Genomic DNA, 11,514 nt, shown 5'->3' with positions numbered 1-11,514 from the left:
TGGGTTTAGCTCAATTGAGCTTCAGCTTGAGGGACTCGACCCATTTGTTTGGCCGGCCATTGATTTCATCCAAAATTCGGTCTTCGATATGTTCAGCGTCCCAGACGGCCATTCTTTCCAAGCCAATGCATTGTTCTAAGTCTGCTGGCTGCTCTTTACCTTCGACATACAAAGAAGTCTTGCCCGAGAACGGATCCTGCTTGAAAAAACGCACCGGCTTTTGCAAATCCGCGTCCAAGTCGGCCTGGCCGATCACACGCCAGCGTCCCGAGGTAACTGCATTGTTCATGACTAGTAGGGTGTATTTCACAGGTTGAGACAAGACTGTTTCGGCATCTGCTTCAGATTCAGAAACAAAATCATAAAACGCGATCAATGGTTCGGCTAATACACGGCCATAGGAAAACTGGCCATCGCTCAGCTAAATTGAGACTATAACGCCTATTTTGCGTTTTACCCTTTTAGCCATTTTCTGCTGCTCCTATAGGCGGTCTTCCAAAGGCTGCACTCATCGAACTACAAGTAGTTTTCAAGTTCAGGCTCTATGTCAGAAATCAAACCTTCGATGGTGGGAGTAATTCCTTGATTTGATGGTGTGTAGAACACTCCAGGAAGGACATCGTCAGCCTGGAGGTTGGGCAATAGTTGTTCCACGAAGTCCTGAAGCGGGATAACTTCCGGTTCGTACCCTTCCCAATCACCGATCGCACAAAGTGCGGCAAATTCATTCTCTGGCCAAAACGGGAAAACGGATTTCCCATCGTCATCTCGAGCTAATGCCCATCCATCACTGAAGAGAGCCCATACTTCTTCGCGGTCAACAATTGCCTTGATAAAGTGTCGGTAGCGTTCTGGCCCTGAGAGCGTCAAAAGCGCTTTTGTTTTTTGAGATAACGTCATTGGGCCTGATGTGGGAAGTTTGTGATTAGTCTGATTGCCGTAAACTTGTGTGGATCCATTCGGAATTGGAAGCAGTTCGTTCTGCTTCATGATTGTTTTCTAGATCCAACACTTCTGACAAAGATGGGTCCCAATCAAGGAGATGACCAACCCCGACAGCCTTATAGTTTTCTGGACTGTCATCATGAAGTTCGCAACATAGAAACATCAAATCCCCATCCTCATGAACGACTAAGTTTACAGGGCGTGTATGTGCAAAAACATGAATGCATACGTATATTTTTTTGCGTCGGTCGCATTAACACATAGAGCTAATTTTCGCCAAGTGATGTTCCAAATATAGACGCATTGAGCTGCGACGACAAAGTCTAAACGTTTTCCGCGAAAGGTAATGTTGGGAACTAATGCGCCGTGACGGTCGCGCCCAGGGTCGACGCTGCTGCAGCCGCTGCTGCCGCGGCAGCATTCCGAGGCTTCTTGAGTTCTTTCTTGTACCGCATGACCAGTTCCGGAATGCTCCGGGTGCTTCGGTCCAGCCACTCGCAGCGCGCTTTCAGGAAATCACGATAAGTTTTCTCGTGAATGCCTGTCTGCAGCATCAAACGCATGATTGCGCCGTCCGCATCTGACTTCAGCGTGTCTGACACCACATCGTCGGCGAGATTGATCTTGCGGCTGATCAACCAGATCGCTGCATCCAGCCTTTGTTCCTCGAACAGGGTCCTTAGGATTGCATCAAAAGACAGCTCACCATTGGCGATCTGTACGCTTGCTTCATGCCGGGAGTAAATGACCCCATCGATCTCGATGTCGCCTTCGCCGCGTTTGATGTTGTTGATCTGCGCGGCCAGCTTTTCCAGGGTGTCTTCCTCAATGGCGCGCTTTAGAGGCGCCGGAAAGATCGGACAGTTGGTCTCCAGGATTTGCATCTGGGTTTCCAGAAACTCGCTATCGCGCAGGGCGCGCCTTGCAAGTCCACCAAGCACTTCAACTTCCGTGTTTGCAAAGATCAAAAGCGCCAACACGCCACGGACGGAGAAGGGGGCGTCGAGATTCTCCAGGAGCGCATGCACCACTGGCCGGGCACTTCTGGCAATCAGCTTGTCTGTGACCTCTTCGCTAAGATCGTCCCGGTGCGCCATAACCGCCCGCTTGTCGTTTCCGCCGTCGACGGCGATTGCCATTAGGGCGTCCTGGCTGATCACTGGGGAGCATTCGATGACAGGTTCGGACAGGGCAAAATCTTCTTGGGCAAGACGGTCGGCAAGGTCCGGAATGATCCGGTTGGTTTTGGCGAGACGGACAACCAGTTCATAGCGCGCGCTGCGGTCCAGCTGATCGAAGACGGATAGCACAATCCTGGAAAAGAGTTCCCGCTCATTTTCCGTAGGGTCGTGGTCTTCCGAACGCGCATATTCACCCACAAGGGTCCGGATCAATTTTGAGCGTGCTTCAGGTTCTTTGATGCGCGCGAGTTGTTCAAGTTGTTCTATGAGCACCTAAAAACCAAACTTCTTTTGGAGTGGCGTTCTGCAATGATCGGTATTATTTCAAATACTGTGTTAATTTTTCTCTACTTGTCAGCATGAGAAAAGTGCAGGGGCTCATCCACGATTTGGCATTTTGCGCCAATGGTTGGTGACCATCAGCGCGCGCCAATATTTCCGGTGAAACAAGATCGCTCAGAATTGGAGCGTATGCCCGAATCTGGAGGTTGGGCATTGCACAGCAATACCCGCTATCCGCCCCCGAAACTCTTGACCAGGGATCCTGCCACAAGGTTCCAGCCATCTACCAGAACAAAGAAAATCAGCTTGAAGGGCAGAGAGATCACCACAGGCGGCAACATCATCATACCCATCGACATGAGGACGGAGGCAATCACAAGGTCAATGATCAGGAATGGCAGATAAAGCAGGAAACCGATCTCGAACGCCCGCCTGAGTTCGGAAATCATGAAGGCTGGAATGAGGACGGCCATCTCGAGATCTTCCGGTGTTTCAGGAGCGTCCCGGCCGGACAGTTCCTGAAAGAGCATCAGATCTTTTTCCCGCACCTGTGACAACATAAAGTCCCGGAACGGTTCCGATGCCCGTTCATAGGCCTGATCGATTTCGATATCGCCATCGATCAGGGGTTGGATACCTGCGTCATAGGCCGCTTGAAGCGTCGGCATCATGATAAAGGCAGACAGGAACAGGGCGAGGCTCACCATCACCATGTTGGGCGGTGCGGTCTGCAGGCCGATCGCCGACCGCAAGAGCGACAGAACCACCACGATCCGGGTAAAGCTCGTGACCATCACAAGGATGGACGGCGCCAATGACAGCACCGTCAAAAGGATCACGAGTTGAACCGCACGCTCAGTCAGGTTCGCGTCATCCCCGAACCCAACGGAGATTTCCTGCGCCTGCGTCGGCAAGGTGAGTGCAATGGCACCCAGTGCAAACACCAGGCTTGCTGTCAGATATTTAAGCCAGTGGATGCGGCTAATGCGGCCCGTCATTGTTTCGGCTGTCCACCCAATTCATCCAGAATTTTCGCCATCTCTGCTTCGATCGGATTGCGGTCTCCAATGCCTTGGTCTTGCGGGGTCTGGGCCTGCTTGCCTGTACCGATCTCTTTTTTCTCCTCGCCGGAGTTTTCGGCCGTTTCGGCCGCCTTGACCGGCTCGCTCACGTCGTGTGCGTCTTTTTTCTCGTCTGTTTCTTTGGTCTCGACAACGATGCCGGCTGGCTTTTCCTCAGTTGGCTCTGATGCCGATGCCTCAACCTTTTGTGGTTCTGTGCCGGTTGTGGTCGTGGCGGGCTCGTCGAACAATTCCTTTTCAATGCTCTCGGCCATGACATTTGTTAGATCCGCCTTTTCTGCCGAAGAGGAGTTGTCTTTCGGCTTTTCCGGATCTGACGCATTTTCAACTGCAGGTACTGCTTCCGCACCGAGTTTCGGTTTTTCTGCCTGTTGGTTTGAGCCTTGAAGAGTTTCTTGAGATTGGGGTGTGGTGTTGGTGTTGGGGGTCAGGACAGGCTCAACCCGTTTTTGTGAGCTGTCCGTTTCGACCGGTGTAACCAACGCCGTTTTTGCCCGGGCTGCTGGACCAGAAGCTGGCGGCGATATTTTTGCAGACCCATAGGACGGCCGGTCCTTTGGAGAGAACGGCCGCGCCAATGAACTTAAAGAGTTGCTGAGCCGGGAAGCCGGTTTTGGGGCTTCATCCTTGGTTGCAGACAAAACAGGCGCAGAACTGTCCGATTCTGGTTTGGCCGCGTTGACCGTTGAAGCGGAGAGGGGCGGTGCCTTGTCATTCGAAACCGGGCTTGCAGGTGCAACGGTGACCGGCGGCGTCTGCGCATTTGCCGAACTCGGTGCTGTTGTTTGTTCAGCGGGGCGAGGACTTGCCGGCTGAGCGCTTTTGTTTTGGCTGATTGAGCCCATGGAGGGTCGAGGGCTGCCGGCCAGGGTCTGTGGCTTCGCGGGTGCCGCGGGCGAGGAGGGCTGCGGTACTTGGCGCGGAGGAAGAGCAGAGGTAGCCGGCGCTTTGGGCGCGCTCTCTACCGGTGTGGCCGGTGCCGGTACAGGTGCCGTGGCCATTGCCGTTGATGGTGCCGGTTGCGCCGGTGCTTTCAGATCTGGCGCCTGATGAGGTTGCTTTGCAGCCGCGCTGTCTTCCGGTGTCAGAGGAATATCCGGACCAGGAGCAAGAGGTGCCTTGATGCCCCCTGCCTGCGCTGCGGCCTGATGGGTGCCGGTTCTGGTTTGCCCGGTAGCGAGCGGCGTGTTGCGGATGATGTTTTGCTCAACCACGACATCTGTCGGACCGCCGACAAGGATCAGATGCTCGATATTGTCCCGGCGCACCAGCAAAAGCCGGCGGCGATTGTCGATCGCGGCACTGTCCATAAGTCCGATGCGCGGCTGGCGCCCGCGCGACTGTGTGATCCGGCCGCCCATCAGCCGTTTGATGATGAATATGAACAATCCAAACAGGGCCAGAACAACCGCCAGAGAAATGATCAGCGCCAGTCCCTGCGCCACGCTTTCTCCGACCTGAAATGTGTTTTGAATCCAGTTGTACATCTTTACCTCGTGCCGTCCCTTGGCGCCCAAACCGGGAGACAGCGTTTACTGTTGAATGTGTTCCTGATGACGGCTTGTGGCGTTTATCCCCAGTAATTCCGAACATCACCGCGTTGGGGAGTGCTCATTCAAATCGGCTGTAATTGCCTGCCGTTTTCGATCAGTGCCGCACCTGTTCTGGCTGCTCTTGGCAATTTCTGCCGCTTGATGCCCCGTCTCGAATCTCTCTTAGTCTCAAAGTTAACAGAGCTAGGCAGAATTTGCCTGTGGTCGGGACGCGGTAATTCGCGAAATGCACGGAAAACATGCGGGGCTTTGGTGAAAAATTAACGCCGGACCTGTCTACGTTAAGAATAGTTAACCACTCGTTAACCATTTCATCGGCAATGTTTGCCTGTTGGTTAACAGAAAGTGAATCGGATGGCTTTTACGGACTTGCCTCTGTTCCAGGCGCTGAAATCCAAGATGCAATGGCACCAAACGCGCCAGGGGGTCTTGGCTGAGAACATTGCGAACTCGGATACGCCTGAATTCGAAGCGCGCGATGTCAAAGCTTACTCGTTTGATGATCACATAGGGCGTGAGGCTTTCGGCCTGACAACGGAACGCACCTCCGTTGCCCACATATCCGGAATGATCGGATCGGGTATCGGTGGCAAGGCCGAGCGCCGCGACAGTTTTGAGATCACACCCAGCGGCAATGCGGTCAACCTGGAAGAGCAGATGATGAAAATCACGCAGAACCAGATGGACTTTCAGGCAGCAACGACCCTTTACACAAAAGGGCTTGGGTTGATCCGCACTGCACTTTCGAAGACCGCGTAACAGAACGGCAATGCAATGAGGAGTGACATCCTATGGATCTGATGAAGTCCCTGTTCATCTCCGCTTCCGGCCTGAAAGCGCAGAACGGACGGATGCGGGTGATTGCGGAAAACATCGCCAACGCAAATTCGACCGCCCGGACCCCGGACGAAGAGCCGTACCGGCGGAAAATTCCGACCTTTCAGTCCGAATTCGACAAGCAACTTGGCGCTGACAAGGTGGAGCTCGGACGGATTGTTGAAGACAAGTCCGCTTTCAAGTCGACCCATATGCCCGGGCATCCGGCGGCGGATGAAAACGGCTATGTGCTGCAGCCGAATGTCAGCACACTGGTTGAATCGGCCGACATGCGGGAAGCTCAACGCTCCTATGAAGCCAACCTCAACGTCATCGAAACCACGCGCAAAATGCTGCAGCGGACGATCGATATCCTGCGGGCCTGAGGGCACTTGCGCCATCGCCTGAAGCAACCGGATTAAGGAAGTAACCCATGTCGACAATGTCCATTGCAAACAATGCCTACCAGATGGCGGCCCAGCTTCAGCAGCAGGCAAAAGCGATTGAAGATCCGACACCTGTTCGTGAGCAGGTTGACTTTGGGCAAATGGTGCAGAGCGCGGTCGAAAATGTCGTTGACCAGGGCCGGGTGGCGGATGCCAAGGCCGTCGGCTTGATTGAAGGCAAGGCCGATGTTGTAGATGTAGTGACCGCCGTTGCCGAAGCTGAGGTCACACTGGAAACTATGGTTGCGGTCCGCGACCGTGTGATTTCGGCCTATGAAGAAATCATGCGGATGCCGATCTGATCTGGTCTTGGTTTTGTTTGAAGGCGCTGTAGCGCGGAGGTGGTGTGATGACCGGTCCTGAAGTGCTTGATCTGGCCCGGTCTGCTGTGTGGGCGATGATCCTGATTGCCGGGCCGACCATGGTGATCGGTCTGCTCGTCGGTGTGATCATCGCGCTGTTTCAAGCCTTGACCCAAATCCAGGAAATGACACTTGTCTTCGTGCCAAAGATCCTCGCGATCTTTGTGACGCTTTTGCTTTCCCTTCCGTTCATGAGCCAGGTTCTGGAAGGCTTTATGGGTGAAATCGCCGAGATGATCCTCGCCACTGGTCCGGTTTGAGGCCTGAGGGATGACGATCGAGCTTGATTTCCTGCCAGACGTTGCGGCCGCGTTCATGCTAATGTTTGCGCGTCTTGGCACGATGATCATGCTGCTTCCAGCTCTTGGAGAAAGCTCGATCCCAACCAGGTTTCGCCTAACCATCGCTTTGGCACTGACCTTGGTGCTCTACCCGGTCGGCTCCCAGCTCTACCCAGCGGATCTGGTATCGAACCCGGCACAGCTCGGTGTCCTCTTGATCAGCGAAATCATCATCGGGGTTGCCATCGGGCTTTGCGCAAAATTGGTGACGTCTGCCGTGCAGATTGCCGGCGTGATCATGGCAAACCAATCCGGTCTTGCCTTCGCGCTTGGCACTGACATCTCCAATGAAGGACAGCAAGGCGCGCTTTTTGGAAACTTTCTTGCCCTAGTCGGCATAACGCTGATCTTCACCACAGACACGCATTATCTGGTGATCGCTGCCCTTCACGACAGTTTTACGTTATTCCCACCTGGCAGCATGCCACCGGTTGGAGATTTTTCCGAGAATTTCGCCGAGACAGTGGCGATGGTGTTCTCGATCGCGGTGCGGATGAGCGCACCGTTTCTTGTCGTTGGTCTGGTCTTTTATTTCGGCCTTGGTTTGTTAAACAAGCTGATGCCGCAGATGCAGATCTTCTTCATCGCCATGCCTGTGAACATTGCGATCGGGTTCTTCCTTCTCATGGTGCTCATAAGCACGCTGATGATGTTCTATCTTGAACACGTCCAGCAGGCTCTGGGCAAGTTTATAGCGGGGTAGCGGTGCGTTATGGCTGACGAAACCGACGACTCAGAAAAGACTGAGGACCCCACGCAGAAACGTCTCAAAGACGCGCATGACAAAGGGGATGTTCCGAAATCTCAGGAAGTCAGCACCTGGTTCACGCTTGCTGGCGCGACCCTGATGATTGCCATCATGGCGCCGGGGGCGGCTGCGTCGCTTGGAAACTTGCTAAAGGGCTACATAGAGCACGCTCACCAGATCCCGGTTGATGGCTATGCGCTCAAAGCCCTTTGGCGGGACACCGGACAATCCGTAGCGCTGATCGTGGGTTTGCCTTTGCTAGCCCTGGTGATCATGGCGGTGTTCGGCAATTTGATCCAGCATCAGCCATTGCTGACTGCTGAGACCATCAAGCCCAAACTCTCCAAGGTCTCTCCGCTTTCTGGCTTCAAGCGACTGTTTTCCTCCGAAAGCCTGGTCAATTTCGCCAAGGGGATGGTGAAGATCCTGGTCGTTGGCGCGGTCATGGTGGCCGTGTTGTGGCCGCACCGGGACGAAGCTGAAATCATGATCTTCGCGGATGAGATGATCATCCTTGAAGAAGCCCGCATTTTGATCCTTCAGGTTCTGGCCGCAATCCTTGCCGTGATGACAGTCGTTGCCGCTGCGGATTTCGTCTACCAAAAGAACAAGTGGTTCAACAAACAGAAGATGAGCCTCAAAGAGGTCAAGGAAGAATTCAAGCAGACAGAAGGTGACCCCCACGTCAAAGGCAAGATCCGGCAATTGCGCATGGAGCGCTCCCGCAAACGCATGATGTCTGCGGTGCCGGCAGCAACGGTCGTTGTCACCAACCCGACGCACTATGCCGTCGCCCTTCAGTATGAAGAGGGGATGGGCGCGCCGCTCTGTGTAGCCAAGGGAACGGATGCACTGGCCTTGCGGATCCGGGACGTGGCCAAGGAACACGAGGTCCCTGTCATCGAGAATCCACCGCTCGCCCGCGCGCTTTATGCCAGCGTTGAGATCGAACAGGAAGTGCCGGAAGAACACTTCAAAGCCGTTGCAGAGGTCATCGGATTCGTCTTCAGAATGCGCAAACGGGCCGCCTGGCGGGCCAATTGATTACGGTAAAAAGTAACGATATCGCAGGGAATGCGGATTAACGGGTGAATTTCAACAGGACTGAGCGCTTGCTCTGTTGAAATTACCGGCCAACAACAGAATGCTGAAATTCGGCCTAAACTAAGCGAATCGGGCCGAGGAGACGGATTGTATGAGTGACCTTGACGGAGCGCCAGGCGGGCCGATGATCAATCGGCCGGAGCGATCCGGAAACATAGGGTTGTTGATCGGGCTTGCGCTTGTGCTTGCCGGGGCCGCGGCTGCCTTTGCGGTCATGGACCGGGCCGTTGCACAGCCGTTCATTCTCGCTTTGCTCGGAATACTCGCTGTTGTCGGCGTTTTCTGCCTTTTTGCCGGTGCTATTGGGTTTCTGCGCCTTTCCGCAAGGCCTGGTGAAGCCAATCCGCTGGCCTCTGCATTTGTCGATACGCTTGAAGACGGTGCGCTCATAACCGACATCGATGGACGTCTGGTCTACGCCAACAAAGCTTACGCTGAGCTAACTGGCGCGGAAACGGCTGCCGACATCCGCGTTGTTGAACGCGTGTTTTCCTCCGATCCAGACGCGACCGACGCCATCTTCCGTTTGTCTCAGGCGATGCGCGATGGCCGCAAAGCGCAGGAAGAAATCCGTATGCCGTTCCCGCTTGGCCGGGCGGAAGGAAAAGCGCGCTGGTATCGCGTCTCTGTGCGGCCGCTCCAAGTGTCTGGCAACGCGTCCGGCAAGGTCATGGCGGTCTGGCAGTTGTCCGACATCACCCGGGATCGCGCTGAGCAGGAGAATTCCTTCCAGGAACTTCAGCGCGTCATCAATTTCCTTGATCATGCCCCGGCAGGGTTCCTGTCGTCAGACGCTCAGGGACGGATCGTATACCTCAACGCGACCCTCGCCGATTGGCTCGGCTATGACCTGGCGCAGTTTGACGCTGGGGATCTCGGGCTCTCCGATATTGTGCGAGGTGATGGCACTGAGCTGATCCGCTCAGTCAAGGGGCAGGCCGGTGAGGTCAAGAGCGAGACCTTCGATCTGGATTTTGTCACCCGCAACGGCCTCGGGCTTCCTGTTCGCTTGTTGCATAGGGTTCCATTCGGCGAAAATGGCACCCAAGGCGACAGCCGGACGCTAGTTTTGAACCGGTCACGGGGTGAAGAAGCCTCAGAAGCGCTGCGCGCGGCGGAAGTACGTTTCGCCCGCTTCTTCAACAATACGCCGATTGCCATCGCCTCCCTCGACAAGGAAGGCCGCGTGCTGCGCACAAACGCGCCGTTCCTCAAGTTGTTTGGTGCTGTTGACACCGATGATCAGGCGCCGAAACTTGAAGCTTATGTCGCCGATAACGGTCAGGAAGACCTCCGCAAGGCTTTGAGCGCGGCGGCGAACGGGATCAGCGAAATCGCGCCGATCGATATTCCGCTTGTCGAAGGCAATGACCCGCGTTCTGCAACTTTTTACGTCTCCGCGGTTCAGGAAGGCGAGGGCGATGGCGAGGCCGCCATTGTCTATGCGCTGGAAACGACCCAGCAACGTGCCCTTGAGGCTCAGTTTGCTCAAAGCCAAAAGATGCAGGCCATCGGCCAGCTGGCCGGCGGTGTTGCGCACGACTTCAACAACGTTCTGACCGCGATCATCGGTTTTTCCGACCTACTTTTGGCAAGCCACCGTCCAACCGATCCGTCCTTCCAGGACATCATGAACATCAAGCAGAACGCCAATCGTGCCGCCGGACTTGTGCGGCAGCTGCTGGCATTCTCGCGCCGCCAGACCTTGCGTCCGCAGCAGCTTGAACTGAATGACGTTTTGGCTGATCTGTCGATCCTGCTGGACAGGTTGCTTGGCGAGAAGGTCGACCTGAAGGTTATTCATGGGCGGGATCTGTGGCCGGTCATGGCCGACCTCAACCAGCTGGAGCAGGTGATCGTCAACCTGGCCGTAAATGCCGGGGACGCGATGCCGGACGGCGGTCGCCTGACGATTTCCACGCGCAATGTCTCTGAATCTGAATCGACCCATTTTGAAAACACCCGCGGCATGCCGCCGGGTGAATACATGCTGGTCGAGGTGGAAGACACAGGCCACGGCATTCCGCCCGATGTAATGGAGAAGATCTTCGATCCGTTCTTTTCCACCAAAGAAGTCGGCAAAGGCACGGGGCTCGGGCTCTCGACCGTCTACGGGATCGTCAAACAGACCGGCGGCTTCATCTTCTGCACCTCGGAAATTGATGAAGGCACAACCTTCCGCCTGTTCTTGCCGCGCTACATCCCGGCCGTTGTCGATGAGCCGAAGCAAGAAGCGAAGGAGCCTGAGAAGGAAAAGGTTGCGGATCTGACCGGGTCTGCTTCGATCCTTCTCGTAGAGGACGAAGAGGCGGTAAGGGCCTTTGCTGCGCGCGCGCTTGCCTCCCGTGGCTACACGGTCCACGAGGCCGGCACGGGCATGGAAGCGCTCGAGGTCATGGAAGAAACGGGCGGCGATGTCGATCTCGTGGTGTCCGACGTGGTCATGCCGGAAATGGACGGCCCGTCACTGCTGGTCGAGTTGCGCAAGACCCGTCCGGATCTGAAGATCATCTTCGTGTCCGGTTATGCGGAAGATGCGTTTGAGGAAAACCTGCCGGCCAACGAGAAGTTCTTTTTCTTGCCCAAGCCGTTTACCCTCAAACAGCTCGCAACAACCGTGAAGGATGTGCTGGACGGCTAGTCATGGCCGAGGG

The 11,514-nt window shown here is 55.2% G+C and carries 12 protein-coding genes; 7 read left to right on the top strand and 5 right to left on the bottom strand.

Annotated elements, in window-relative coordinates; genetic code table 11:
• Positions 1–10: 10 nt before the first annotated feature.
• From ACVDG4_RS12180 to ACVDG4_RS12160, 5 genes are all read right to left on the bottom strand, one after another.
• Complete coding sequence (locus tag ACVDG4_RS12180; RefSeq protein ID WP_447235903.1) at positions 11–421, bottom strand: Imm26 family immunity protein; 411 nt, start codon at positions 419–421, stop codon at positions 11–13.
• Positions 422–516: 95 nt separating this feature from the next.
• Complete coding sequence (locus tag ACVDG4_RS12175) at positions 517–990, bottom strand: DUF2750 domain-containing protein (RefSeq protein ID WP_447235269.1); 474 nt, start codon at positions 988–990, stop codon at positions 517–519.
• A 311-nt stretch (positions 991–1,301) separates the two neighbouring features.
• A complete protein-coding gene (locus ACVDG4_RS12170; RefSeq protein WP_447235268.1) occupies positions 1,302–2,399 on the bottom strand; it encodes a DUF2336 domain-containing protein in 1,098 nt (365 codons plus the stop codon).
• A 239-nt stretch (positions 2,400–2,638) separates the two neighbouring features.
• Entirely contained in the window at positions 2,639–3,406 is a 768-nt protein-coding gene (gene fliP, locus ACVDG4_RS12165) for a flagellar type III secretion system pore protein FliP (RefSeq protein ID WP_133946575.1), read from the bottom strand.
• The gene (locus ACVDG4_RS12160) at positions 3,403–4,977 is read right to left on the bottom strand and encodes a hypothetical protein (RefSeq protein WP_447235267.1); all 1,575 of its coding nucleotides are present in this window, start codon (positions 4,975–4,977) and stop codon (positions 3,403–3,405) included. The genes fliP and ACVDG4_RS12160 overlap by 4 nt, the downstream gene beginning before the upstream one ends.
• 420 nt (positions 4,978–5,397) lie before the next feature.
• On the opposite strand from ACVDG4_RS12160, the gene flgB reads away from it, so the two are divergent.
• The 7 genes from flgB to cckA all read left to right on the top strand — a co-directional run bounded on the left by flgB (position 5,398) and on the right by cckA (position 11,501).
• A complete protein-coding gene (gene flgB / locus ACVDG4_RS12155) occupies positions 5,398–5,802 on the top strand; it encodes a flagellar basal body rod protein FlgB (protein ID WP_133946579.1) in 405 nt (134 codons plus the stop codon).
• A 32-nt stretch (positions 5,803–5,834) separates the two neighbouring features.
• The gene (gene flgC / locus ACVDG4_RS12150) at positions 5,835–6,245 is read left to right on the top strand and encodes a flagellar basal body rod protein FlgC (protein WP_008193086.1); all 411 of its coding nucleotides are present in this window, start codon (positions 5,835–5,837) and stop codon (positions 6,243–6,245) included.
• A 47-nt stretch (positions 6,246–6,292) separates the two neighbouring features.
• Complete coding sequence (gene fliE / locus ACVDG4_RS12145; protein ID WP_133946581.1) at positions 6,293–6,607, top strand: flagellar hook-basal body complex protein FliE; 315 nt, start codon at positions 6,293–6,295, stop codon at positions 6,605–6,607.
• Between the two features lie 47 nt (positions 6,608–6,654).
• Positions 6,655–6,927 (top strand): flagellar biosynthesis protein FliQ, encoded by a 273-nt coding sequence (gene fliQ, locus ACVDG4_RS12140; RefSeq protein ID WP_133946584.1) that lies wholly within the window; start codon positions 6,655–6,657, stop codon positions 6,925–6,927.
• A 10-nt stretch (positions 6,928–6,937) separates the two neighbouring features.
• Complete coding sequence (fliR, locus tag ACVDG4_RS12135; RefSeq protein WP_209178591.1) at positions 6,938–7,711, top strand: flagellar biosynthetic protein FliR; 774 nt, start codon at positions 6,938–6,940, stop codon at positions 7,709–7,711.
• Positions 7,712–7,720: 9 nt separating this feature from the next.
• A complete protein-coding gene (flhB, locus tag ACVDG4_RS12130) occupies positions 7,721–8,800 on the top strand; it encodes a flagellar biosynthesis protein FlhB (protein ID WP_133946588.1) in 1,080 nt (359 codons plus the stop codon).
• 151 nt (positions 8,801–8,951) lie between these two features.
• Positions 8,952–11,501 carry a cell cycle histidine kinase CckA gene (cckA, locus tag ACVDG4_RS12125; protein WP_447235266.1) on the top strand — a complete coding sequence of 850 codons (2,550 nt, stop codon included), beginning with the start codon at positions 8,952–8,954 and terminating at the stop codon, positions 11,499–11,501.
• Positions 11,502–11,514 lie beyond the last annotated feature (13 nt).

This window comes from Roseibium sp. MB-4 (genome assembly GCF_053005265.1).
This window is presented reverse-complemented; position numbering and strand designations above follow the sequence as displayed.

What these genes read in the sequence shown, in the direction of transcription:
- ACVDG4_RS12160 (WP_447235267.1), bottom strand. Translation starts at nt 4,977, where the DNA reads ATGTACAACTGGATTCAAAACACATTTCAGGTCGGAGAAAGCGTGGCG.
- fliR (WP_209178591.1), top strand. Translation starts at nt 6,938, where the DNA reads ATGACGATCGAGCTTGATTTCCTGCCAGACGTTGCGGCCGCGTTCATG.
- fliQ (WP_133946584.1), top strand. Translation starts at nt 6,655, where the DNA reads ATGACCGGTCCTGAAGTGCTTGATCTGGCCCGGTCTGCTGTGTGGGCG.
- cckA (WP_447235266.1), top strand. Translation starts at nt 8,952, where the DNA reads ATGAGTGACCTTGACGGAGCGCCAGGCGGGCCGATGATCAATCGGCCG.
- flhB (WP_133946588.1), top strand. Translation starts at nt 7,721, where the DNA reads ATGGCTGACGAAACCGACGACTCAGAAAAGACTGAGGACCCCACGCAG.
- flgC (WP_008193086.1), top strand. Translation starts at nt 5,835, where the DNA reads ATGGATCTGATGAAGTCCCTGTTCATCTCCGCTTCCGGCCTGAAAGCG.
- flgB (WP_133946579.1), top strand. Translation starts at nt 5,398, where the DNA reads ATGGCTTTTACGGACTTGCCTCTGTTCCAGGCGCTGAAATCCAAGATG.
- fliP (WP_133946575.1), bottom strand. Translation starts at nt 3,406, where the DNA reads ATGACGGGCCGCATTAGCCGCATCCACTGGCTTAAATATCTGACAGCA.
- fliE (WP_133946581.1), top strand. Translation starts at nt 6,293, where the DNA reads ATGTCGACAATGTCCATTGCAAACAATGCCTACCAGATGGCGGCCCAG.
- ACVDG4_RS12175 (WP_447235269.1), bottom strand. Translation starts at nt 990, where the DNA reads ATGAAGCAGAACGAACTGCTTCCAATTCCGAATGGATCCACACAAGTT.